Origin of the sequence: Algoriphagus alkaliphilus (assembly GCF_900103735.1) — a bacterium.
GTDB lineage: Bacteria > Bacteroidota > Bacteroidia > Cytophagales > Cyclobacteriaceae > Algoriphagus > Algoriphagus alkaliphilus.
Window position 1 is genome coordinate 39449 of the sequence record NZ_FMXE01000009.1, and the last position, 25547, is coordinate 64995.

The following is a 25547-nucleotide window of genomic DNA, read 5'->3' on the forward strand; positions in this document are numbered from 1 at the left end:
CAAACCATTGTCGAATAAAAAATCCCTTATTCTGGTAGTCGGTCCCACAGCAGTGGGCAAAACTGACATTTGCTTAAATCTAGCCAAAAAATTCACAACAGAAATTGTTTCCTGCGACAGCAGACAGTTTTATCGGGAATTGAATTTGGGTACGGCTAAGCCGACTCCTGAGGAACTTCAACTTGTACCCCATCATTTGATCAATTCACTCTCTATCGAGGATGATTATGATGTCCGGAAGTTTGAAAAGGAAGCGCTAAATATTTTGGATGAGATTTTCCGGAATAGGAACGTGGCTATAATGACGGGTGGATCCGGACTATTTGCGGACGCAATTACCAAAGGGCTGGATGAAATTCCTGATGTGGATCCCGATATTCGAAAGCAACTAATAGGAGAATTTGAGGGGAAGGGCTTGGAATGGTTACAAGCCCAGGTATCTGGTGTTGATCCGGAATATTTCGAACAAGTGGATCGGCAGAATCCTCAGCGATTGATGCGGGCACTTGAGGTGTTTCGTGGAACAGGGCTAAAATTCAGTAGTTTTCGAGTCAAGAAAAAAGTGACTCGATCCTTTCAAATTATTAAAATCGGATTGGACCGGGACCGGGATGAACTCTATCAACGGATCGATTTTCGAATGGATCAGATGATCGCTTCCGGACTTTTTGACGAGGCAGATGCGCTTTTTGGGAAGCGACATCTGAATGCCCTTCAGACGGTTGGGTATTCTGAGATTTTCGGATTTTTGGAAGGAAAATATGATCGGGAAGAAGCCATCAGGCTCTTAAAAAGAAATTCCCGACGATACGCCAAGCGACAGTTGACCTGGTTTCGTCGGGATGAGGAAATCCGATGGTTTCACCCGGAACAGCTGAAGGAAATCAGCGCTTGGATTACGGCTCAAATGGATTGAAAACCTGCAATTTTGGCTATCCAGTTGTACGGAGCTTTTTTGATCAGTCCATTGTATTGGTATTTGTTGATTTTCAATTGACGGATAGCTTCCAAATTCTTTTTGGAGACTTTTTTATCAGGATTTGCTTTTTTAAGACTTTCCAAAACCGTATCCGGATCAGAAATTTCTCCCAAAATCAGGCCGATTTCAGGATGTGCGAGAGCGATTTTGGAGAGCAGTTCACGCTGCATGTTAAGCTTTCGCTGCATCGTGTTTTTTACGGTTAAGAAAAAAAGCAAGCATGCTCCACTAACAGTCAAAAACAAAGGAATAAAACCCATATTAAATACTTAAAATGTCGATTAAAGCCAGATGATCCGGATGAAGCGGTTTTGGTTGGCCGATGCAGTCACCAAATGGGGTATAAACTATCGAATTGTTCATTACCCCTGCCATGCAGTTGGTTTTCCCGGAAATCAGCCCGTCAACCGCTCCCATTCCACATCTGCTACCTAAAACACGATCACGGGCCGTGGGGTTTCCTCCGCGTTGAATATGTCCCAAAGTTGTCACTTTAAATTCTTTGGAAGGATCTTTTATTTTTTCTTTGACCATGTTCATGATCTGATCAGCATTGCCCAAGTCATCACCTTCCGCCACTACAATGATGCTCGAAGATTTTGACTTTCGGAGGTTTTTGAGTGATTTGACGACGCTGTTCAGATCGGTCTTTGTCTCTGGTACCATCACAAATTCTGCCCCGCCTCCGATACCGCATTCTACGGCTATAAATCCCGCATCACGTCCCATTACCTCGATAAAGAAGATGCGGTCGTGAGCGGCTGCCGTATCACGAATTTTATCAATCGCCTCCAAAGCGGTATTCACCGCAGTATCGAAGCCGATAGTATAGTCAGTTCCAAAAATATCATTGTCAATTGTTCCCGGGCAGCCTACGGTTGGGATACCATATTCCTCGAAAAATACCTTCGCTCCAGTGAAGGTTCCGTCTCCGCCTATGGCTACCAAGCCTTCGATTCCCAAAGCTTTCAGGTTTTCAAATGCTTTTTTGCGTCCTTCCGGAGTTTTGAATTCCATGGACCGGGCGGACTTGAGCATGGTCCCTCCTCGCTGGATAATATTGCTGACCGAATGGGAATGCATTCGCTTGATATCCCCTTCGATCATCCCCTCGTAACCCCGTTGGATCCCGTAGACTTCCAGTCCTCTGAAAATTCCTGTCCGGACTACCGCGCGGATACAGGCATTCATTCCGGGAGAGTCCCCTCCTGAGGTGAAAACGGCTATTTTTTTCATGTTTATAGGTTTTTGGCAGCCCAAAAATAGATATTTAAGCAGGAATACAGGTGTGTATCTTTAGAATTGAAACCGAAATTAAAAATTAGGGTTTGGATTGGTGTAAAAAGCCGCCTCTTCACTGGTAATTGGTGTGAGTGCTGTAGATCAGGTTGAAAAAATCCGAAAAGGATATACCGAAAGCAAAACCATTCCGGTGGATTTGATTCTGAACTTGAAGCAGAAATTTACACCCAATCTGTATCAGGACCATCGGTAATAAAGGTATTGCGAAGGCTCCCGAAAACGGTTACTTTCGAGCTTCACCTTTACCCAAATGCTATGCTTCGGAGATTTATCGGCTTTCTAAGCCTTATTGCCCTTTTTTCCTGTCAAAATCAAAATACTACTGACGAACTTAGCCGCTGGGAAGCACAGGCCGATCGGGTGGAGATTCTGCGCGATGACTTTGGTGTACCCCATATCTATGGAAAAACAGATGCAGATGCAGTTTTCGGTTTGTTGTACGCCCAATGTGAGGATGACTTCCGGCGAGTGGAGCGCAACTACGTCTGGGCGATAGGTAGGCTGGCCGAATTAGAAGGGGAGGAGGCGATCTATTCGGATCTTCGCGCAAATCTCTACATGACTGAAGCCGAGGCCAAGACGGCCTACGAAACAGCTCCAAATTGGCTGAAGGAACTTTGCGTAGCCTTTGCCGATGGGGTCAACTACTACCTGCACACCCATCCCCAAGCCAATCCCCAGGTGATTACCCGATATGAACCTTGGATGCCGATGTTTTTCTTTGAAGGATCCATCGGTGGCGATATCGAGAGCATTGCGACGGGCGGAATTAAGGCTTTCTATGAAGGTAATAAGGCCTTGACTTTTGCCCAGCCATTGGAAGAGCTGTGGACAGAACCACAGGGATCAAACGGGATAGCCATCGCGCCAAGTTTGACGGAATCCGGGAATGCGATGCTGCTCATCAACCCGCATACTTCCTTCTATTTCCGTCCGGAAGTTCACGTAGTCAGCGAAGAAGGACTAAATGTTTATGGTGCGGTCACTTGGGGTCAGTTTTTTGTCTACCAGGGGTTCAATGAGAAAACCGGATGGATACATACCTCGACTTTTGTGGATTTCAAGGATGAGTTTGAAGAGGAAATCGTAGAATCCGAAGGAAAAATTCAGTACAAGTATGGGGAGGAGCTTCGTGATGTGGAGGCAAAAACGGTCCGTTTAAAATACAAAGCCGGACAGGAATTGAAGGAGAAAGAATTTACTTTTTACCGTACGCATCATGGGCCAATTACCCATAAAAACGGAGAAAAATGGGTAGCCACCAAGATCAATTGGGACCCGGTCAGTGCGCTGTCTCAAAGCTATACCCGCACCAAGTTGAATAACTATGCGGAATTTAAAGACATGATGAATATCCGCACCAACTCCTCAAATAACACGGTTTTTGCAGACGGAGAAGGGAATATTGCTTATTTCCACGGCAATTTTATCCCGAAACGCAACCCTGAATTTGATTTTTCCAAGCCTGTGGACGGAAGTAACCCCGCGACCGATTGGCAGGGGCTTCACACCGTGGATGAGAGTATTCTGATTCTCAATCCCGGAAATGGCTGGATTCAAAATTGCAATTCCACCCCTTTCACAGCGGCGGCGGCATTTAGCCCTAAGAAGGAAGATTACCCCGTTTACATGGCTCCTGATGCAGAAAACTACAGGGCAGTTCATGCCATTAAGGTTCTTCAGGCAGTCAAAAAGGTAGACTTGGACAGTTTCCTTCAGTTGGCCTACGATCCCTATTTGCCAGCATTCGAATACCTAATCCCTGAGTTGATTTCAGCTTTGGAAAAAACCGGGAACTCGTCCCAGAATGCCGTATTGCAAGTATTGAAAGCTTGGGATTACCGAACATCCAAGGAGTCTGTGGCCATGTCGGTTGCGCACTTTTACGGTGAAAATTACCAGCGTGAATTCCGCAGCATGAACCGATTTATCAATCCCATGCCAACTGCCAAAATCCCGACAGGCGCGGAAATTACAACAGTTTTTGAAAAGACAATCGCACAGATGAACGCTGATTTTGGAACCTGGAATACGCCTTGGTCAGAAATCAACAGGTTCCAAAGGCTTTCCGGTGACATAGACCTCAAGTACGATGACAATGAACCTTACGTTCCCATCGGTTTGGCTTCAGGCAATTGGGGCGCTTTGGCAGCGTATGGTGCACGAACGTATGAAGGAACAAAGCGACTCTATGGCTATCGTGGTAACAGCTTTGTGGCGGTGGTCGAGTTTGGCGAAAAAGTAAAAGCCAAAACCATCCTGGCCGGAGGGCAAAGCTCGGATCCCAATTCTCCGCATTTCTTTGATCAGGCGCAACGCTATGCCGATGTGAACTTTAAGGATGTGGCTTTCTACAAGGAAGATGTAGAAAAAAGAGTGGTGGAAAAGTATAAACCCGGGAGACGGTAGGGATATTCGGGATGAGGCCGGGATGCTATCCGGGATCTGAAATCTTCAAGCGAGTTCTGACCGAAGTGACGGCATAATGGTCACCAACCGTGGTCTGTGTCCCCAAAGACCACTCGATAACCCAAAACTCATTTCCATTGCGCATGGGAATTGACCTTCTATTCCAAACGATGATTCTGCCACAGCTGCGAATTATTCCTTCATTTTTAATCCATGAGTTAAAAACCATAGCTGTTGATCTGTCACTCCTAGCGGGCCGGTGCTTGCTATCCTGGATGCTACCCGCTTCCTGTTATTTTCAAAAAAAAATGACCCGCTCCGGAGAAATGGCAATTCTTCGGAGCGGGTCATAGTTTTTTTTTCCAAAATTTTGGACTAAACCTGACAGGATGTCCTGAGTATCAAAACTTAATTAAAGGTGTATCGAAGGGAAAAGCTTCCGTCAATAAAGTTTCCCCGATAATGCTGGAAATAGAAGTAAGGAATTAAGTCTAATCCGAGTGTTAATGGGGCATTCTTGAATTTGTATTCCAATCCACCGATGCCGACGACTCCAATTGCGGCAAAGTTACGATCATCATAATAGCCATTGCATTTACGATTTTTCGGGTCATTACATGGTCGAAATCCATCATAGTAATATCGGCCGTCAAAGAATCCCAATCTGGCACCCAATCCGTAAACCCAGCTCAGCTGCGGAACTTCAAGAGCGCCTTTTTTATGCCACTCATACAATCCCGTCAATGAAGTGCCTCTCCATCTGCTGGCACCTACAATCAACTCCACGGCTGCTTTGCTATTCACAAAATGTTTTAACGTAACACCAGAGGTATATCCACCCCTGATACCAATGGCAGTAGTGTAGCCTGATGGGCCGGCGGGCATCTCCGCGCTTTCCATGATGGAGCGGGTCGATGTGTAATTAATCGGAGTTTCGGAAAAACTTCTTGTTCTCCAGGTATAAGGAGAATAGTCAACTCCGGACTGCTGAAGTGGGCATTCACAATTTTCGCTGAGGCTTTCAGTTTCATTTTGGGCAAAAGCACCAAATGAAACTGAAAAGGCGAAAAGGCTGCCGATAAATAATTTTTTCATGATCTGTAATAGTTAGTTGAATTAATGAATCTGATTATCCGCAATCCTGCCAGAAATTAAGAAATATGCTTTAGAAGTTGCGGCTAATCGTCCACAGACAACGGTCGACGGTCCACACCTGTGCGCCGTGGCGTAGCATGTTCTAAGGAACTTCAGACGATATTTGATAGGATTACTGGTAGAAAAGCGGATATACATGTTAATGAAATTTACTGATCCCGAAGGAGGCCCTCCGGGGATTTATTGTAATATCCTTAATAGATGTTAAAAGACATGCCAAGTTTGTCGGATCCCATTTTCCAGTAGTTTAAAAAATGTGTTTTCCGGTTCTTTTTTATCGGATAAAAAAAAATAATCCAAAAAGGAGCCGTTGATGCCCCTCATTGGATTGATGGATATTGAAAGCGAAAGGAGCTTGGATCCTTTCCTAATTTTATTGTAGCCTGAAATTAATTTTCCAGACCAAGTCTGTTGATTTCGGAAAGAAGTTTTACCACGCGCTGATCAAATTGCTGACTAAGTGTGGTGAAATCATCCTTCTTGATCAATTTTCCATGGCTGGTGAAAAAGAAGTTGATCTTTTGCTCCGTCGGGAAAATCAGGAATCGGCTGTTATTACTCAACTGGACTTGAAGTGCATTGGCAATGGGAGACTTGGAGGGGACAATTCTTCCGCTCAACAGGTTTTTCAGCGTCCCGTTGCTGAGGTCTTCGATACTTGTGATCTCAGTCATTCCGAGAGACATCGGTGGTTTTCTTTTCAGTCTGGCTATCACCTTTTTGAAGAATACCTTTTGTGAAGGCTCTTCGATGGATACGGCAAGATTTTTTTCCCGCTGAAATCCATAGTCTGTATAGATTCCTATCAAACTGTCAAAGAGGGTTTTATCTTCGCTTTTTGCCTTTTTGGCAGACATGATCAATCTGGAAAGCAAGTAGCTCAGACTGTCGTTTTGACCTTTCAGGAGGATTTCCTGATTTTCAGAGATAAACAGAGTCTCGTCAGGCTCGGAAAGTATAAACGTTTCATGATCCTTCAGCGGAGTAGGAAGATTTACGATCGTGGTGATCTCAGCTTCGTGTTTTGCAAAGATTTTTTCCAACAAATCGGTGATAAATATCGATTTCTTGCAGCGCAGTGAACCGTGATTTTCCAATAATAACTTTGATAAAATCAGCGATGTGTGATGGATGTTTAGCAGGATAAAATTACCTGTTACCAGTTTCCTTACTCCAAGTGTAAACTTGTCGTAGGTAGAATCCACTGCAATGACCAAATCAAAGCCATTTTTTTCCGCATAATCAAAGACTGGTTTAAGATGCCGAAAAGTAAAAGTATCCTCTAAAGAGGTGAGGGGCTCTGCGATTTTATGCCACTGCACTTCCACTTCCAGATTTGCTAACTTTGCGATCAGCTCATCTTGTGGATTTTCTGAGGTGATCAGAACTTTCAGCCCTTCTCGCTCCTTTTCAATTTGTCCTTGAACTTCTTCATTTATTGCATTCTCGATCATCTTCTTTATTTTTTTGATTTGGTACTCATTCAAGGACAACGCCAGAAACTGAAAATCAATTCCTTGGGATTGGTAAGATTGGGATTTTTAGGCCAATTCGTCTATTACTAGCTTGTAGGTCGGATCTTCGATGATGTTGATATCGATGATTTCATCGGCTTTAGCCAAAAGTTTCTTGCAATCCGGACTCAAGTGACGAAGGTGGACTTTTTTACCCACTTTATGGTAACGTTCGGTGATTTTATTCAATGCTTCGATTGCCGACATGTCTACAACTCGACTTTCGGCAAAGTCAATGATCACTTCCTCCGGGTCAGTCAGGACATCAAATTTCTCTGAAAAAGCCGTGACTGAGCCAAAAAACAAGGGTCCAAACATCTCGTAGTGTTTTACTCCTTTTTCATCCACATATTTTCGTGCACGGATTCGTTTGGCATTGTCCCATGCAAAGAAAAGTGCGGCCAGGATCACCCCAATGAGTACCGCCAAGGCAAGATTGTGTAGGACAGCAGTGATAATGGTGACAAGAATCATTAAGAAAATATCCTTTTTGGGCATTTTAGTTACTGTTTTGATACTGGCCCATTCGAAAGTGCCGATCGCAACCATGATCATCAAACCTGTCAAAGCGGCCATGGGAACTCGCTCAATCAGACTGGATCCGAAGACGATAAATACCAACAGCATGACTGAGGCCACGATTCCGGATAGTCTAGCCCTGGCTCCCGAAGAAACATTGATCAAACTCTGACCGATCATTGCACAGCCACCCATTCCTGAGAAAAATCCTGATGCAATATTCGCTACGCCCTGTGCGACAGCTTCCTTGTTGCTTCGGCCTCTGGTTTCGGTGATTTCGTCTATGATATTCAGTGTCAAAAGTGACTCGATCAAACCAACGCCTGCCATAATTGCGGCATAGGGGAAAATAATCCGGAGGGTTTCAAAGGCAAATGGAACAGAAGGAATGTGGAAAGGAGGGAAGCCACCTTTGATGCTTGCGATGTCTCCAACGGTCTTGGTGTCGATCCCGATAATCGCAACCAATCCAAAAACCACCACAATTGCGGCTAAAGAGGCCGGCACTGCTTTGGTCAATTTGGGCAAGCCCCAAATGATCAGCATGGTCAATACTACCAAGCCAAGCAGAATATACATCGGCGTTCCGGTCAGCCAATTGCCATCAGTTCCTTTAAACTGATCGAGCTGTGACATGAAGATGATTATTGCCAGTCCGTTGACAAAGCCAAAAATCACCGGATGTGGCACCAGACGGATAAGTTTACCCAGCCGAAGAGAACCCGCAGCCACCTGAATCAGTCCGGAAAGTACTACTGCGGCAAAAACATATTCTACCCCGTGAGTAGCCGCTAAGGTCACGATCACCACAGCAATTGCACCTGTGGCTCCGGAGATCATTCCAGGTCTGCCACCAAAAATGGAGGTAACCAGACCCATCACAAATGCGGCATACAAGCCTGTAAGAGGAGAAAGTCCGGCAATCAAAGCGAAGGCAACAGCCTCAGGAATCAAGGCAAGGGCAACGGTAAGCCCGGAAAGAACTTCCGTTTTGTAATCTACACGCTGACTAAAGTCAAATAAGTTGAAGTACTTCTTCATAGCTGAATAAGTGTGATAATTTGAAATTGAACAGTTGGAAAAATGATGCAGTCAGAAGGCCTGTAAAGGCAGTCCTAATCGATGGGAATCGAATAAAAAATCAAGGCGGAGTCGCGACTGAGCTGAATAATTGCATGGTGTGTCAAAGGTAGCTAAAAAACCCCAAACAGAATAATATTTTGTAAAAATGGATTTGTCCTAAGATTGTATTTAATCGACCGAAACTTAGCTGCTTTCACCCGCAATCGATAACGGAAAGGAATTCTTAAGGCGAAAAATTTTTTAAAAAGAATCGGCTTGAGTCCAAATCAGCTCTCTGGCTAATCTAATCTCACCAGATAAAGCTGACATTCATAGCCTGGAATTACTATTTATGAATAGGAATGTGGCTTTAGCCCATTCCACATGGAAATCCGAAGATGTTACCAGGCTTTAGCCCAAATCTTCTCCGACAATTGGTATCGGTTTATGACGGCTACACCAGAATTCTCTGATCATCTCATTCCCCCACTTTATTCTTTCATCTAATCCCATATCTTTAGGATTCAGTTTTAAATAGCCGATTGAGTGAGGGTCGCCCAAGTGAGTGTCCGCACTCACTTGTATATACAACCCTTTTTTCATGACCACAGCCGATTACCTCCATTCCCTCAATACCCGCTACCGTCTCGGCAATGCCACCGAGCATACTTTTCGGGGCGATCTCCAAAATCTCCTCGAATCCCTCGTTCCAGATGTCTCCGCAACCAACGAGCCCAAGCGACAGGCCTGCGGTGCGCCGGATTACATTCTGACGGATAAAAAAGGAATTCCCGTCGGCTACATCGAGGCCAAAGACATCGGAGATACTGACCTCATCGGAGTTAAAAAGACCGGAAACAAAGAGCAATTCGACCGGTACAAAGGTTCGCTGGATAATCTGATCTTTACCGATTACCTAGAGTTTTTCTACTATCGAAATGGGGAACTCGTCACTTCCATCCGCATCGGCGTGGTGGATCAGGGAAAAATCCTTCCCCTTCCGCATAACTTTCCTGCCTTCGAACTCCTGATCAAAGAGTTCACCACCCATATCGGGCAGACCATCAAGAGCTCCAAAAAGCTCGCCGAGATGATGGCTGGAAAGGCCCGACTCCTCGCCAATGTGATTGAGGCAGCACTAGAAAGTGACGTAGAGCATCAGGACAACTCTACACTGAAGGAGCAGATGTCCGCCTTCAAGGAAATCCTCATCCACGACATCACACCCAAACAGTTTTCCGATGTCTATGCGCAGACCATAGCTTACGGGATGTTTGCGGCAAGGCTTTATGATACTTCGCTCGATACCTTCAGCAGACAGGAAGCGGCCGAACTCATCCCCAAGTCCAATCCTTTCCTGCGCAAACTTTTCCAATACATCGCCGGGTACGACCTCGACGAGCGGATCACCTGGATCGTGGATGCACTGGCGGATATCTTCCGGGCGGCAGATGTGCAGACGATCCTCAAGAACTTCGGCAAAGCCACCAAGATGGAAGATCCCATCATCCACTTCTACGAGGACTTTCTGACCCAATACGATCCAAAGCTTCGCAAGCAGCGCGGGGTCTGGTACACGCCCCATCCCGTGGTCAACTTTATCATCCGTGCCGTAGATGAGATTCTGATCACCGAATTCGGCTTGCCGATGGGCTTGGCCGATATGTCCAAGACCAAAATCAAAGTTCCCATTCCCACGCACGACAAGCGATTCGCGGGTGGCATGCGGGAAGTCGAACAGGAAGTACATCGGGTGCAGTTTCTCGATCCTGCCACAGGCACGGGGACCTTTGTGGCAGAAGCCATCCAGCAGATCTATGACAAAATGAAAGGGCAGCAAGGGCTCTGGAACAGCTATGTGGAAAATCACCTGCTTCCCCGCATCAACGGCTTCGAACTACTCATGGCTTCCTATGCCATGGCCCACTTGAAACTGGATCTTCTGCTCAAATCGACCGGCTATACCCCTCCATCAGGAGGGGCCAGGGGAGGTCAGCGATTCCGCATCTACCTGACCAATTCCCTGGAGGAATACCACAAGGATACCGGAACCCTCTTTGCCAATTGGCTATCGGCAGAAGCCTCCGAAGCCAATCAAATCAAACGGGATGCGCCGGTGATGATAGTGGCAGGAAATCCGCCGTATAGTGTGGCTAGTTCCAATACAGGAAATTGGATCATGGAGATTATGGAGGATTACAAAAAGGAACCTGGAGGAAAAGAAAAATTAAAAGAAAGAAATCCAAAAGCAATTAATGATGACTATGTCAAGTTTATAAGGTATGGTCAGCATTATATAGAGAAAAACGGAAGTGGCGTCTTAGCTTTTATTAATCCCCATGGATTTTTGGACAATCCGACTTTTCGGGGAATGCGTTGGAATTTGTTAAAGACTTTTGATAAAATTTACACAATTGACCTTCACGGAAATGCAAAGAAAAAAGAAACTGCATTAGACGGAAGTAAAGATGAAAATGTATTTGACATTCAGCAAGGGGTTTCAATCAACTTTTTTATTAAGTCGAAAAAATCAAATACGGAACTTGCAAATGTATATTATTTTGATCTTTTGGGTAAAAGAGATCTGAAATATGGATTTCTGTCTGATAATTTTTTAAGAGATATAAAGTTTGAAAAGATTAACTATGAGACTCCAGAATATTTTTTCACTCCCAAAAATTTTGATGGTGCTGAAGGTTATCAAGAAGGATTTGAGTTAAATCTTCTTTTCACTTTAAGATCAAGTGGAGTTAAGACACACAATGATGATGGATTGGTAAAAAAATCTATAAATGAGTTAGAGGAAACAATTTTAAGTCTGGGAAAAAGGTTTGAAATAGAATCAATCAAGAATTATGCATATAGACCATTTGATAATTTAAAGATTTATTATGACCCTTCAATTCTTGGAAGAGCCAGAGAAAAAACTATTTTTCACATGGGTCATGAGAATATTGGGTTGATTTTAGTCCCCCAGCCAATTGCCGCAAATACTATTTTTTTTGATTGTTTGTTTTTGGCAAAGGAGATTACAGACACAAATTTTTATAGAAGAGGAGGCCCATCGGTTTTCCCTTTATATCTCTATCCAGAATCTTCTGGGCAGTTGAGCTTGGGTTCTACCGAAACCCGGACACCCAATCTGAAAATGGAAATCGTGGATCAGATTGGGAAGGGAATTGGATTGACCTTTGTTCCTGAACCCCTCGACTCCGCTCGGGGTGACAGGGGTGGAGAAGTTTGCTTTGCTGAGAGTGGCGAAGTGATGCCTGAATATAGACAGAGTTTTGCTCCGATTGATCTCTTGGATTACATCTATGCGGTGCTGCATAGCCCGACTTATCGGGAGACGTATAAGGAGTTTTTGAAGATTGACTTCCCGAGAGTGCCTTATCCGACGGATGCAGCCAAGTTCTGGAAACTCGTAGCCCTCGGCGGTGAACTCCGACAGCTTCACCTGATAGAAAGCCCGACCTTGTCTCAGTTCATTACCCAATATCCTATAGGAGGAGAGAATGAGGTGGAGAAGATTCGTTTCGAAAACCTGTCAGGTCTCGAAGACCTGACAGGTTTAGCCACCGGCCGCGTCTATATCAACAGCGATCAATACTTCGATTCAGTCCCCGAAGTTGCCTGGAACTTCTACATCGGCGGTTATCAACCCGCCCAAAAATGGCTCAAAGACCGCAAAGGCCGAATCCTCGATTTTGAGGATATTATGCATTATCAAAAAATCATCAAGGCATTAAATGAAACGGCAAGGGTGATGGGGGAGATTGATGGGGTGAATTTTATGGAAGGGGGTGAGGGATGAAGTTTTCAACAATGTTAATGAGTGTTACTACTTGGGAAGTTATATTTGAAATTTTTAAAACTTTCATTGCATTTTCATTCGGACTTTTGTCAAGTTATTTAATAAATAAATTTACCCAGATGAAGAGAAGGGAAAGAATAAAGAAATTTTACATTTCTTGGATTTCCTTTTCATTGGATTCATTTGAAAAGCAATGTTTGTATCTCGATAAACATATTATAAACCTAAAAATTAATTCTAATGAATCTTTGACATTTAATAATAGTCAATTAAGTAAGTTAGAATCTATAGATAATGAGGAGCTATTTTTTACTTTTGTTATTAAGAACAAAGGAATTCAAGAGTTAAACGCATCAAATTTCCATAAGCTTGGGCACCATGTTGAGTTTCTTTCAATTTCCATCCAAAGTGTTAAGGAGAGATTTGAGGTGTATAAAATAAATATTAGGGGTTGGAATGAAGAATGGATTAATGGAATGAATTTATTTAAAGATCTAATAGGGAAACATCTTGTAGAGAATAAGAATTCTGAAATTGAATTGGATTTAATTGATAAAATATTGGCTATTAAAAATCGATTTGAAAAATCAAAAAAAGTTGATGAAATTAACGTAGATGACATAAAAAATCATTTGTTTCTTCCAATTAGAGGAGTTTTGTTAAGTAATTCATCTGGAGATAGATTTACCCATGATTTTCTACTTTTAATAGATAGTTTACTCCATTTGTGTAGGAAAAGGAATGAGATATTTAACTCGTATAGTGATATTATAAAACATTATATTATACAGATTAGGCAAACGATCGTGAAAATTAGAACTATTTTAGATTATTTTTCAGAGTGAATTATTTCCTTGATTGGGTGGGATTTGCAATTACGCCTGAATCGGAAGATATTGATTATGTCATCAGCCCTCAAAAACAATCATTGAGGAAAAAGAAAGATTAGATTTTTGGACTTAAACCGTCGCAACTATGGATATGGAAAAATGGAATAAACTCTGCTACCACCTCTCTGAGAAGATAAATGGTGATATCTCCGAAAAGGATTTTGAATTTGTGGTTGACAAGGCATTGGGCATATTGGGCTGGGAGGAGTATTCAGGAGATTTTGAAATCCGACCAAGTTTTCAACTTGGGTCCACTAAAAACAGCCTAAAACCTGACTTTCTGATCAAATCCAATTCCACAGGCCAAAAACTGTTTGTAGTAGAGATTAAAAGGCCAAAAGTTCAATTGTCGGCACAGAATCAAATTCAAATTTCAACCTATATGCGCCAATTCAAGTTGCCTTTTGGTATTTTGATTGGTCCGGAAATCCAAGTATTTTATGATGGGCCATTGAATGAGCAAGAAAATGCGATGCTGATTGGGAGAATTAAGTTTGAAAAAGATTCAAAAGACGGCGAGCAATTTGTTTCCTTATTTTCAAAGGATAGCTTCAGTCTTGAAGCTCTTCATGAAATCGCGGCAGAATTCCTCAAAAAAAACCATCAGAAAGCCAAAATAGAAGAACTTGTCAAAAGAATTACATCGGATGATTTCAATGATCAGACGAAAGAACTTATCAAGCAGCATTTAAATCAGGAACACGACAGTGAAGTCATCGATGCCGCTCTTGAAAAGGTGGGGGTTTATTTCAGATTAAAAGAATCAGAAACCTCCCATCGGGAATCGGTAAAAATTGAAAAGAGGGAAAGGAATCGGGGTAATTCTTCAAATGATTCATTAGGAATGCAGCTAAACCCAGCCTCGGGGTCGGAATTTAGGCGTATGCTGTTGCTTAAAAAAACAGCATACATCACAATATTCTATAAGGATGGAACTTCAGAGCAAAAAACATGGGATGCTCATAATTTCACTGAAACTTCCAATGTCCTAGGTAATTTGAGATCAAGACCAGAATTTAGAAGGGGCAATTGGCAGAAATTGGGAATTGAAAAGGTTTATGTTTCAATCGAAAAATAGAAAAATGTTAGCCCCCGATTCGAAGCAGAATGCTTTGCTAAGCGTAGGTACTTTCTTCGCTTTTATATTTTCTGGAATTTGTAATTCCCTTCCAAAAAGTTCAACCCGCTTCGGGGTTGTCAACTACCTCTTGGCCACCATTTCCCTAGGTTGCACCTAGGGTTATTGAAAGGTTCGATCCTTACAGGATCGTGTCTCTTATTTCCGATTTTTATTTATTTAACGACCCCGAACCGGGTCAAACTTTTCAATACTGCGTCCGCCGTGGCGGAACCACGGGTGTGGTGGGTGAGCGAAGTCTAACCCCAACCCGTGGATAATCAGCTCGCCGTGTACCACCAGACGACCCTCCCTTTGCCGGCAGGCAGGCCCAAAGAATGTCGACTTTTGTTTGTCGGGAGACTTCATTTCGGTTGGTTCAAGCTTGCCAGACGGCGAGGCAGGTCTGGAGACTTGCACCAGAGTATCGAACCAATTGGAATAAAACCCAAAAAGCCCTTTCGATTCTGGACCGAAAGGGCTTGGTTTTGAACGAGGATACTAAAAGCATTTAAAACGGCATATCGGCTTCAGCTTTTTTTGATTTTGGAGATCCCATCAAAAGAAAGTCATTGACGACAACTTCGGTGAAGTATTTTTTCTCACCATTTTTATCGGTGTAAGTGCGATTTGTGAGCTTGCCTTCGACGCCTACTTCCGAACCCTTGTCAGTGTACTTGGCCAGAATTTCTGCCTGCTTGCCCCAGATGACCAGGTTGTGCCAGGTGGTTTCGGTGACCTTTTCACCGTTTTGGTTTTTGTAGGATTCATTCGTAGCAATGGTGACGTGACCTACGACTTTGCCGGACTCGAGGGTTTTCAATTCTACTTTGGCACCCAGGTTACCGATGAGCTGAACTTTGTTTCTTAGCGTGTTCATGATTTTAAAATGTTAAATGTGAAAGATTTGATTAACAATTTCCGCTAGAGGATAACTGATGGACCAAAGTTGGGGAGAGGCGAAAAAAATAGTCGGTAGCTAGTCGTTTGTATTCGATTGTAGTCGTTTGTTGTCGGATAATCGGGGTTTTTGGAGAGTATGGGCTGCTTTTTTTGTTTTAAAAAAGTAAAGGCCAAAGGCGAAATTCTAAAAATGGAAAACAAGAGACTGGAAATCCAAGTCGAAAAACCCTTTTTCGGGATTTGATATGGACGCAAAACACAAAAAAAGTTTGGCATGGACTCGCTATTTGTTACAAAAAAGAATTTTCCTGCTTGATCAAATCAACGAATTGCTTAATTTGACAACAGGAACTGCCGCAAAATTCACTCCGCACACATCGGATATACACGAAACAGGGGAAGGGAGTTGGATTTATTGGGATATTGGCAACAATTGGCTTGGCTCCGCTGACTGAGACGCTCAAACGGACAAAGTAGGCCAAACCAAAATCAAAAAGCAAACAAATAAATAATATGGTAACAGTCGCAAAATACACAGTTATACTTTTTGGACTGTTTATTATTTGTGTTGGTGTACTTATGCTCTTTGCTCCAAAAAAAGCACGAGAGACATTAAAGAAGATGGCCAGTACAAACTTCATCAACTACACAGAGATAACAGTACGAATGATTCCAGCAATGGGACTGATAATTTACTCTGACTTTTCAAAGTACCCTTTTGCATTTAAAGTATTTGGATGGTTTATGCTGGGGACCTCTTTGGTTTTATATTTTATCCCAAGAAAATGGCACCATACCTATTCACTTAAAAGTGCCGAAATTTTGAAGCCGCTATATTTTCAATTGCTATCACCAATTGCGTTTCTTATGGGGGGTGCAATAATTTATTGCGTATTCTGAGCCACTGACAATTTCAACAAGGGGACTCAATTCGTGTCCGCTGGCAGTTTAGGCATGAAATTCAAAAAAATACAAACGGTGGCCTTATTAAACTTAACGACACCCAATTGTTGCAACAATAGCTATAAAACCTTTGGTTTTTTGTAGGTTTTTAAAGTGTGTGCTATTAAATGACGTTAGCAACCTGGCACAATGCGAAGGTGTCTTTACGCCCATGTTTTATAGTCCAGCGTTAACAGTTTCTCAAATACGAAAGTGGATCTGATCTGTTTTCATCTACTTCCTTATTCAACTCTCGATTCTTCGCCAATTAAAAAAATCCGGTTTTCCTCAATCGTTTCCGAAGATTAAGCCCCTTTCAGGACTCATGTCCGCATTTTTATTGGTATCATTAAGTGTATGATTGAAAAGGACTTGTCCAGAAGAAACTTTCTTCTGAAATCAATTGCTGCCGGAGTGGGTTTCGTAGCACTTCCCCATCTTCCGGCTTTTCCTAATGGGAAAATGTCAGGAATGAAATTTGGCCTTGTCACCTACGAGTGGGCCAAAGATTGGGATCTTCCCACCTTGATCGCCAACTGTGAAAAAACAGGGGCTTTGGGTGTAGAACTCCGTACTCAGCATGCCCATGCGGTTGAAATCAACCTGAGCCCTTCCCAGCGGGAGGAAGTTAAAAAGCGCTTTGCCGACAGTCCGGTGACCTGCCTGGGCTATGGGAGCAATTACGAATACCACAGTCCCGATCCTGCCAAACTCAAAGAGAATATTGAAGGCACGAAAGCCTACATTAAGCTTTGTCACGATATCGGTTCTACCGGAATCAAAGTCAAGCCCAATACGCTTCCCGAGGGAATTCCCAAGGAAAAGACCATTGCTCAGATTGCAACTTCCTTTAATGCGGTCGGGAAATTTGCCCAAGATTACGGACAGCTGATCCGCGTGGAAGTTCACGGACATCTGACCCAGGAATTGCCGGTGATGAAAGCGATTTTTGATCAGGTGACCGAACCGAATGTCAAGATCTGTTGGAACTGTAATCCGGAAGATTTACTGCCCCCCGGTTTGGAAGCCAATTTTCACAGTGTGAAAAAATGGTTTGGTGATACGGTTCACGTCCGGGAATTCAATATTGGGGATTATCCCTACCCAGAGTTGTTCAGGCTCTTTGGTGGAATGAATTACGAAGGCTGGATACTGATGGAAGCACGGTCTCAACCTACAGACCGGGTTGCGGCACTGAAGGAGCAGCTTGAGTTGTTCAATGCGCTTGTAGCTCAGTCCAAAGGGTAGGTGGTAGGAAATAATAGTTAATAGTTATTTTGTAAATAGTGAATCAGTGAGGATTCGGAAAATATTGAGTTTCGAATCTCGAATCTCAAATTCTGAATATCGAATACCAAATTCCGAACATCCGACATCCGAAATCCGAAATCAAAAATCCGAAATCAATAACCCCATCATTCCATGAACAACGATCAATCCAGAAGAGACTTTCTCAAAAAATCAGCCCTCACCACCGCCGGTCTCAGCTTTGGGGCTATGGCCTTTTCTCCCAAAAGTTACAGTCGCATCATCGGTGCCAATGACCGGGTCAATGTAGGCATCGTCGGATTCTCAGACCGCTGCCGGGGAGCTTTGGTTCCTGCCATGCAGATTCACGCCAAGGAAATGAATTTTCAGTTTACAGCAGTTTCGGATATCTGGAGTAGAAGACGGGACGAAGCGGTGGCTTTTGTCAAAGATAAAACCGGTTTGACCCTAGCAACCGCCCGAAATAATGATGAACTCTATGACAGAAAAGATGTGGATGCGGTGATTATCAGTACAGCAGATTTTCAGCATGCACTTCATTGCAAGGAAGCGGTGGAGGCCGGAAGAGATGCCTATGTGGAAAAGCCCTTTGCCGAAACCATGGCTGACAACCGTGCTGCCAAAGAAGCGGTGCTTCGTACCGGAAAAATCGTGCAGGTAGGTTCACAGCGCCGAAGTGGTCTCAATTATCATCAGGCGCACGACTTTATCAAAGCGGGAAAATTTGGAGATATCGTGGCTGTGGAAATGACCTGGAATGTCAATCAACCCGGCAGGTGGAGGCGAGCAGATCTAGTCAGTCAAATACGGAAAGAAGATACAGACTGGGACCGCTATCAGATGAACCGGCCCAAGACGGAATGGGATCCGCGGAAATACCTTGAATTCCGCCTGTTCTGGCCCTATTCTTCCGGTATTCCGGGACAGTGGATGGCGCATCAGATCGATACGGTGCACTGGTTTACTGACTTGCCGCATCCCCGAAGCGTAGCCGCCAATGGGGGCATTTACCTTTGGAAAGACGGTCGACAAAATTTTGATACCATGACGGCTGTCTTCGATTACGGTCCGCTCAATGACTCAAGCAAAGGCTTCCAGGTGATTTATTCTTCCCGATTTACCAATTCGGCAGGGGGTACCAAGGAGATTTATTACTCCAATGGAGGCGAACTCAATCTGGATACGAATCGGATTTCTCCCAATGGGGGACTCAGTGCGAATCAGGCCAGAGGAATGGGGCTAAAGGAAAACTTGCTTCCTGAAATGGCTTTGGGCGAAGCTGTCCAAGTGGAAACAGGAGCCAATACCGGTGCCGACGACATGACCTCAGCACACATGCGCAATTGGATGGAGTGCGTCAGGTCCCGCAAAAAGCCAAATGCAGACGTGATGGCAGGATACAATCATTCCATCGCCAATATCATGACTACTGCTGCATTGCGAACCGGCCAGTTTGTGACCTTCGATGAGGAAAAGCAGGAAGTACTGGCAGGTGGTAAAGTATTTCAATATTAATCCTGTCTACTATGATGAATCAACTTAAAGCCGGTCTTTGGACCGGTTTAGTTTTGATGTCTTCGGCCATTTCCGGCTGTTCAGGCGAAAATGCAGCTAATTCCGATAATTCCATGGATCAGAAAAGTGCAGTCACTTTGTTAAGAAACGATGCCGAAAAGAAAGTGGAAGTCTTGGTAAATGGTGCGCTTTTTACGGCATACCTGTATCCTGAATCGATTGCCAAACCTGTTCTTTATCCAATAAAATCTGCTAAGGGAAATGATTTGACGAGAGGTTTTCCTTTGGAACCCAGACCGGGAGAGCGTGTAGATCATCCCCACCATATTGGACTTTGGTTTAATTACGGAGATGTCAATGGGCTGGACTTTTGGAATAATTCGGATGCCATTCCTGCCGAGAAAAAGAGTGGCTATGGTTCCATCGTCCACACAGATATTTTGGGAACCAAAGAAAGCCGGGAAGGAGCAGAATTGGAAGTGGCAGCTGATTGGATCGCACAGGACGGGAGGATTTTATTGAAGGAGACCACCCGTTTTATTTTTAGTTCGGTAGGAGAAAAGCGTGTCATAGACCGTATTACTACACTTAAGGCACATGGACAGGATATTTCTTTCACAGACAATAAAGAAGGAATGCTCGGAATCCGGGTTGCGCGGGAGTTGGAACATCCAAGCAACAAGCCTGAGCTGTTCACGGATGCCAATGGAATTGTCACTACTGTCCCGACTCTGAACAATGAAGGTGTCAGCGGAATGTACCGAAGCAGCGAAGGAATCGAAGGGGATGATGTATGGGGAACACGTGCCAAATGGGTGAACCTATCGGGAGAAATCAAAGGGGAAAAAGTTTCGCTGGCTATAGTGGATCATCCGAAAAATCCAGGCTATCCAACTTATTGGCATGCTCGGGGTTATGGGCTTTTTGCCGCGAATACCTTGGGACAAAAGGCACTGAGCAACGGTAAGGAAGTGTTGAACTTCAAATTGAAAGACGGGGAATCGGTTACGTTTAGGTATCGTATTGTGGTTAGTTCAGGGAGTTCCTTGGATGATGAGGCATTGAATAAGGAATCGTAAGACTTTTCGAAATGATCAATGATCAATTTTCAATGGACAATGATCAATTTTCAATTATCAAAGATTCAAGGGTAAATATCTTTTGAGCCGCTGGGAGTTGTCGAAGTGAGTGTCTTCACTCACTTTATTGTTAAAGGTTTAGATTCGATTATAGACACAAGACTTCAGCACCAATAACTCAATATCTCAATAACCAACCCAATCTTCCTATGCGCTTATTTTTCCCGCTTTTATTCAGCATACTGATCTTTTCATGCTCCTCAAAACAGGAAGCACACTTTGAAGGCGACATCATTACCTATGGAGGTACTTCTGCGGGAATAACCGCCGCGGTTCAGGCCAAGAAAATTTCTTCTTGAACAACTTATGAATCAATGGCTCCCAATTTTTTTACTAATCTCCTTTTATCAATTGTTCTGATGGATAAGTGCAATGGAAGAGTTTGGAAGTTTGGAAATATTTTTCCCGATTAATACTTCATTGGGATAAATGAACCTTTCTTTTCTGTAGGTAGTCAAGGGAATAAAATTTACCACATTAAGAAGGTCATTGAAGAAGTCTTCACTAATAATAATTTCAGGTCTAGTGTTCCCTTGTTCAGAACCAACTACAGGATCCAGATTTGCTAATAAAATTGACCATTTTTCAAATTTCATTTTTATTCCAAGTCATTGTTTTCAAAGTCTACTGATAGGTTTTTGATATCTTTCAAAAAAAGTGGATCTGTTGCTGCTTTTTTCATCAATTCCATCTTCTCCATTTTCAATTCAGAGACATTTTCTATGGTCACTAGAATCTCCTTACCGGAAGATTTAAGCTCTTTTGGCAAGTCAATGATTAATTGATCTCCCTTGATCCTATATTTTTGATTTACAGTCATTTATCGTGATTACTTTACTCAAAATACATCAAAGAATGATTAAAAAGTTTCATTTTAAGAAATCCTCCTGATTAATTCCCCCGCCTCGCCAATATGCTCTACTTTAAAGAATCGCTCATGTTCCACCTCATGGTCGATCTGTTCGTGAGCCCAGGTGATATGGAAGGGGATGTGAATGCCGTATCCGCCGATTTCGAGGGCAGGAAGGACGTCTGATTTTAGACTGTTGCCCAGCATCAGAAATTCCGAAGGGTGGATATCCAGATGGCGGATGAGTTTATCGTAGTCGCTGACCCGCTTTTCGCTCATGATCTCAATGTGGTGAAAGTGCTTTTCCAGTCCGGATTTCTTTAGTTTTCGCTCCTGATCAATCAAATCACCCTTGGTAGCCATCACGATTCGATAGTCTCCATTTAAGGATTTGAGAACCTGTTCTACACCAGGAAGCAGGTCAACTGGTTTTTCCAGCATTTCCTGACCGATTTGGATGATTTTCTCAATGATCCGAATCGGCATCTTGTGATCAGAAATCCGCATGGCAGTCTCGATCATGGAGAGCATGAAGCCCTTCACTCCGTAGCCGTAAATTCCAAGATTGTCGATTTCGGTTCGGTACAATTCTTTCATGATAGCATGCTGGGGCATAAAATCTTCCAGCAGGCTGGCAAATTTTTCCTCCGCTTCGCGAAAAAAGGGTTCGTTCACCCACAGTGTGTCGTCGGCATCGAAGGCAATTACTTTGATAGGCATAATTTTTTGGTCAACGGCTGACGGTCCACGGACCACAGCAGCGTGTAATGGATTTAAATTTCCGGGTTCCTAATTTTTTGGAAAACCACCAATGTCTTATTGGCAGCAACCATCGACAGTCGTCCGTGGACTGTTGACTAATCAAAGGTCATTCATCCACGCCAGCAGCACCTCTCTCCAGCCTTCTACTGCTCCTTTTCCCAAACCGAAAGCAAATCCGTGCCCACCGGAAGGGTAAATATGAAGGGATGCTTTTACTCCATTTTTATGCAAAGCCTGATAATATAGTATTGTATTTTCAATTGGAACGCCCTTGTCATCCTGAGCATGAACGAGGAAAGTAGGGGGTGTTTCGGTATTCACATTCATTTGTCCTGAAAACCGATCTTTCAATTCTTGGGAAGCGTTTTCACCGATTAGATTCTTTCTCGAACCTCCATGAACCGCATCATCCTGAAATGTGATCACCGGATATACCAAAACAGAAAAGTCAGGCCGGGCGGAAAGCGCATCGATGGCGTCCTTTGGCCGATTTATTTCATGATTGTATTGCGTACTCAAGGTTGAAGCCAAATGACCTCCGGCGGAGAAGCCCATAATTCCCACCTTTGCCGGATCGATATTCCAGGCAACTGCATTTTGCCTGACCAGCCGGATCGCCCGCTGAGCGTCCATCAAAGGGACTTCTTTGGGGTCTGTAAGTGACTTGGAAATTGGTAATCGATATTTAACCACGATTCCGGCGATTCCCTGTGCATTCAGCCATTTGGCAAAGTCGGTGCCTTCCCAGTCGTAAGCCAGAATTCCATATCCGCCTCCTGGGAAAATAACCACAGCTTTGCCAGTAGAGATTTGCTTTGCGGGGAGATAAACTTCAATCGTCGGAACTTGAACATTTCCGATTCGGATGATGCCTTCAGAAACGACTTCTTCCTTTAGGTCCATGTTGGTTTGTAGGGGAGGAGTGCCGTTCCAAAGGGGAAGGGTGTGGTTTTGGGGGAATGCCATCAGTGAGAAAATGCTAAATAGGAGGGTTAAGATTGGGTTTTTCATAGTATTGAGCGCGTAATGATAGGTTTTTAAATCTTTTCAACAATCCATAGAACTGCAAGTCCTGTGAGGATGGATATTCCAAAGCTGATCAAAGTGCCAATTAAAATATATTCGGTCAGTTTTCTGTCTTTTGATTTTCTGAGATCCCCAAACCTAAAAACCGACTTAGCAGCTAATAGGAAACCGATAGCTTCCCATTTTCCAGTGATCACAAACACAAAAACAAATAACCGTTCCAACATTCCAATATGTTTTCCGGCATTTTGAAGGGAAGCACCCTCTGAGAGGTCCAGCTTTTTTGACCAGACTGCAAGTAATAATTGTATAGTGATACCAGCTACTTGAGTAATTAGAATAAGGGCAGTGCAATAAATCCAGAATGCAGATGAAAATGAAAGGTAGATTTCGGGATTGAACCAAAAATGCCAAAAACCCACGATTGAAGATAAATGGGCGATTTGATCCCCAAAAAACCAGTAAACTCGGTTGTTGTTTTTTTGAAAGTATAGCTTGGTTAGGTCAATTAAGCCGTGAATCAACATTAAACACACCGCCATAGCCCAAAAATCGATTCCAAGCAGAATTACAATCAGTGTTCCGTGAATCAGAAAGTGAAGATATATTTTTGGGGATCTTACTTTTTTCTTTTCTTTTTCCGCTACCCATGATTTAGGCTGAAGTAAGAAATCGCCAATTATATGAGCCAATAAAAGTTTAATTAGAAAGATCATACCATTAGTTTTTTAATCCTTTTACGGTAAACTTTTTCTATTTCCATCAATTCAACTACATGAGTTCGATTCCATCGCCCACTGACGGAATTCTGCTTAATGCCCAGTTTTTCTCCAATTTCTTCCTGGGTAATATTTGGATGATTCCATACTACTTCCATAAGTTCAGCTGAAGATATAGACCAGCTATCCATTACTATTCCCACCAGTTTTAGATACAAATTAATCTCTTCATCTAATTCTTTCCATGGACTTTGGATTGCTAGGTTGATTTTTTCTTTTTTTAATCGGTCAAATTTTTCGCCCGCAAATACAAATGCCGGTCCGTTACTTTCTGAGATTTTGGTTCCGGTATAAGTTTTTTCGCCAAGGCCAATGGACATGCGGACATCTATCGGGCTGGAGTTTTTATGGTTTTCCTCGGATTGGATCTTCTTTATCAAAATCTTAATCTGAATTGCCCGGTGCAGTGCTTCTTCCGGATTTTTGATCTCCAGCTGGAAAAAGTCGCCCCAGACCAATTCCCAATTTTTGGGTGCTTCACCCCATTTGGAAAAAAGCTCCTGCAGGGGTTTTAACCAAGGTTCAGGATTTCTGAGTTTTCGGGATTGAATAATATCACCTTTGATTATTGCTATCATAGAAAGGAATATCGTCTATTTCAATGATTATTCAAAATATCGTTTATTTATACGATAAAACGAAATATCGTCTATTTATACGATAATTCAATTTATCCTCAAAAAAGACGATAAATTTGCGTCCAATCCGAATCTATTAGAATGTCAGCCGAAGAATGAAATATTGACTGACTTAACCACTCACCAATTAATCAATCAACCAATAACCTTCTCAAACCTTGAATTCAAATATCTTTTCTGTCAGCGCCCATCTCCAATTGGCTGGAGTACCCGGAAGATTGGTTTGGTATTGACCCAAAAAGGCTTCCCATTCCTGTACTTTGGGGTTGGCATTGTCCAGTTCGGCTTTTCGCTCAAAGCTAAAGTTTTCATCACCCACCAGTATCATGCTGAGTCGGTTGCCCCAACGGTAAATACTCATTTGGAGCACTGCAGCCTCTCGGATGCTTTCCAAGATTTCCGGTCCAACTGCTTTATGGCAGTCGATGTATGCCTGAATTGCTTCAGGTTCGTCTTTTAAATCACAGATCAGTAAGTAGGTTTGCATAAAGTACGAATTACGATTTACGAGGGGATAGAAACCTTTGAGGTTTTAAAGAACCTCGAAGGTTTTTTCGGATTAGACTTGAATCTTCAAAACTATATTTTTATCATTTGACTATTCTGAATGTTTCACTCAAGCAGTATAATCCGGGAAAAATATTGATTTAAATCCCCCTTACCCCCTTTAAAAAAGGGGGAGTTGGCCAAATTCACCATCAAACCCAATTTTAATTGGGAACCTGCAAGATTACAAATACACATATTTTATTAATGAGCGACCTATGAATACCAATCATTAAGAAATCGGCCATGTCTACGACATTTTTTGAATCCTATCAACCATCAAATTCCAGCCATTAAAATGGCTGGCTAGAAAATAAACCATGCCTGAGGCATTCTGATTTTTTCAATCTTCCAATAATGAACATCGAATGCTGACTATCGAATAATGAAAAAAGGAAATCGGTCGTACTTCTTTTC

At 43.0% G+C, this 25547-nt stretch carries 23 protein-coding genes; 9 read left to right on the top strand and 14 right to left on the bottom strand.

Translation table 11 applies throughout. From position 1 onward, the window contains the following. The first annotated feature begins 7 nt into the window (after positions 1–7). Positions 8–916 carry a tRNA (adenosine(37)-N6)-dimethylallyltransferase MiaA gene (miaA, locus tag BLQ81_RS07745; protein ID WP_092729508.1) on the top strand — a complete coding sequence of 303 codons (909 nt, stop codon included), beginning with the start codon at positions 8–10 and terminating at the stop codon, positions 914–916. On the opposite strand, the gene BLQ81_RS07750 is transcribed toward miaA, so the two are convergent. Next, positions 904–1167 (bottom strand): hypothetical protein, encoded by a 264-nt coding sequence (locus BLQ81_RS07750; protein ID WP_139183584.1) that lies wholly within the window; start codon positions 1165–1167, stop codon positions 904–906. The genes miaA and BLQ81_RS07750 overlap by 13 nt on opposite strands. Positions 1168–1240: 73 nt before the next feature. Continuing rightward, positions 1241–2215: a 6-phosphofructokinase gene (gene pfkA, locus BLQ81_RS07755; RefSeq protein ID WP_092729385.1), complete on the bottom strand. Its 975-nt coding sequence runs from the start codon at positions 2213–2215 to the stop codon at positions 1241–1243. Between the two features lie 321 nt (positions 2216–2536). Between pfkA and BLQ81_RS07760 the strand changes: the two genes are divergently transcribed. Next, positions 2537–4690, top strand: coding sequence for an acylase (locus BLQ81_RS07760; RefSeq protein ID WP_092729386.1), 2154 nt, complete (start codon positions 2537–2539; stop codon positions 4688–4690). A gap of 25 nt (positions 4691–4715) precedes the next feature. Here the strand turns inward: BLQ81_RS07760 and BLQ81_RS21955 are convergent, their stop codons facing one another. From BLQ81_RS21955 to BLQ81_RS07775, 4 genes are all read right to left on the bottom strand, one after another. Continuing rightward, the gene (locus BLQ81_RS21955) at positions 4716–4919 is read right to left on the bottom strand and encodes a hypothetical protein (protein ID WP_139183585.1); all 204 of its coding nucleotides are present in this window, start codon (positions 4917–4919) and stop codon (positions 4716–4718) included. 179 nt (positions 4920–5098) lie between these two features. Then, entirely contained in the window at positions 5099–5785 is a 687-nt protein-coding gene (locus tag BLQ81_RS07765) for a hypothetical protein (protein ID WP_092729387.1), read from the bottom strand. Between the two features lie 449 nt (positions 5786–6234). Next, positions 6235–7299 (bottom strand): hypothetical protein, encoded by a 1065-nt coding sequence (locus tag BLQ81_RS07770; RefSeq protein ID WP_139183586.1) that lies wholly within the window; start codon positions 7297–7299, stop codon positions 6235–6237. 87 nt (positions 7300–7386) lie between these two features. Beyond that, the gene (locus tag BLQ81_RS07775; RefSeq protein ID WP_092729389.1) at positions 7387–8919 is read right to left on the bottom strand and encodes a SulP family inorganic anion transporter; all 1533 of its coding nucleotides are present in this window, start codon (positions 8917–8919) and stop codon (positions 7387–7389) included. A 622-nt stretch (positions 8920–9541) separates the two neighbouring features. On the opposite strand from BLQ81_RS07775, the gene BLQ81_RS07785 reads away from it, so the two are divergent. From BLQ81_RS07785 to BLQ81_RS07795, 3 genes are all read left to right on the top strand, one after another. Further along, positions 9542–12754: a type ISP restriction/modification enzyme gene (locus tag BLQ81_RS07785; protein WP_092729391.1), complete on the top strand. Its 3213-nt coding sequence runs from the start codon at positions 9542–9544 to the stop codon at positions 12752–12754. Positions 12755–12771: 17 nt separating this feature from the next. Further along, on the top strand, positions 12772–13599 hold the full coding sequence (locus tag BLQ81_RS07790; RefSeq protein ID WP_139183587.1) for a hypothetical protein: 828 nt from the start codon (positions 12772–12774) through the stop codon (positions 13597–13599). A gap of 130 nt (positions 13600–13729) precedes the next feature. Further along, positions 13730–14722, top strand: a complete 993-nt coding sequence (locus BLQ81_RS07795; protein ID WP_092729393.1) for a type I restriction enzyme HsdR N-terminal domain-containing protein — start codon at positions 13730–13732, stop codon at positions 14720–14722. Between the two features lie 550 nt (positions 14723–15272). Here BLQ81_RS07795 and BLQ81_RS07800 read toward each other — a convergent pair. Further along, the gene (locus tag BLQ81_RS07800; protein WP_092729394.1) at positions 15273–15641 is read right to left on the bottom strand and encodes a single-stranded DNA-binding protein; all 369 of its coding nucleotides are present in this window, start codon (positions 15639–15641) and stop codon (positions 15273–15275) included. A gap of 1322 nt (positions 15642–16963) precedes the next feature. Here BLQ81_RS07800 and BLQ81_RS07815 point away from each other — a divergent pair. The 4 genes from BLQ81_RS07815 to BLQ81_RS22225 all read left to right on the top strand — a co-directional run bounded on the left by BLQ81_RS07815 (position 16964) and on the right by BLQ81_RS22225 (position 20828). Continuing rightward, the gene (locus BLQ81_RS07815; protein ID WP_092729397.1) at positions 16964–17854 is read left to right on the top strand and encodes a sugar phosphate isomerase/epimerase family protein; all 891 of its coding nucleotides are present in this window, start codon (positions 16964–16966) and stop codon (positions 17852–17854) included. Positions 17855–18028: 174 nt separating this feature from the next. Next, positions 18029–19390 (top strand): Gfo/Idh/MocA family oxidoreductase, encoded by a 1362-nt coding sequence (locus BLQ81_RS07820; protein ID WP_092729398.1) that lies wholly within the window; start codon positions 18029–18031, stop codon positions 19388–19390. Positions 19391–19404: 14 nt separating this feature from the next. Beyond that, a complete protein-coding gene (locus BLQ81_RS07825) occupies positions 19405–20469 on the top strand; it encodes a DUF6807 domain-containing protein (RefSeq protein WP_245693208.1) in 1065 nt (354 codons plus the stop codon). 209 nt (positions 20470–20678) lie between these two features. Continuing rightward, positions 20679–20828: a hypothetical protein gene (locus BLQ81_RS22225; RefSeq protein ID WP_175454188.1), complete on the top strand. Its 150-nt coding sequence runs from the start codon at positions 20679–20681 to the stop codon at positions 20826–20828. Between the two features lie 48 nt (positions 20829–20876). On the opposite strand, the gene BLQ81_RS07830 is transcribed toward BLQ81_RS22225, so the two are convergent. The 7 genes from BLQ81_RS07830 to BLQ81_RS07860 form a co-directional block, all read right to left on the bottom strand. Then, positions 20877–21125: a type II toxin-antitoxin system PemK/MazF family toxin gene (locus tag BLQ81_RS07830; RefSeq protein WP_217636655.1), complete on the bottom strand. Its 249-nt coding sequence runs from the start codon at positions 21123–21125 to the stop codon at positions 20877–20879. Between the two features lie 2 nt (positions 21126–21127). Beyond that, complete coding sequence (locus tag BLQ81_RS07835) at positions 21128–21349, bottom strand: hypothetical protein (protein WP_092729399.1); 222 nt, start codon at positions 21347–21349, stop codon at positions 21128–21130. A gap of 54 nt (positions 21350–21403) precedes the next feature. Next, positions 21404–22099 (bottom strand): HAD family hydrolase, encoded by a 696-nt coding sequence (locus BLQ81_RS07840; protein WP_092729510.1) that lies wholly within the window; start codon positions 22097–22099, stop codon positions 21404–21406. Between the two features lie 141 nt (positions 22100–22240). Beyond that, entirely contained in the window at positions 22241–23152 is a 912-nt protein-coding gene (locus BLQ81_RS07845; protein WP_092729400.1) for an alpha/beta hydrolase, read from the bottom strand. A 26-nt stretch (positions 23153–23178) separates the two neighbouring features. Further along, positions 23179–23883 carry a DUF3307 domain-containing protein gene (locus BLQ81_RS07850; protein WP_092729401.1) on the bottom strand — a complete coding sequence of 235 codons (705 nt, stop codon included), beginning with the start codon at positions 23881–23883 and terminating at the stop codon, positions 23179–23181. Further along, positions 23880–24524, bottom strand: a complete 645-nt coding sequence (locus BLQ81_RS07855; protein ID WP_092729402.1) for a hypothetical protein — start codon at positions 24522–24524, stop codon at positions 23880–23882. Before BLQ81_RS07855 ends, BLQ81_RS07850 begins: the two co-directional genes overlap by 4 nt. Before the next feature lie 211 nt (positions 24525–24735). Beyond that, positions 24736–25071 carry an L-rhamnose mutarotase gene (locus BLQ81_RS07860; RefSeq protein ID WP_092729403.1) on the bottom strand — a complete coding sequence of 112 codons (336 nt, stop codon included), beginning with the start codon at positions 25069–25071 and terminating at the stop codon, positions 24736–24738. Positions 25072–25547 lie beyond the last annotated feature (476 nt).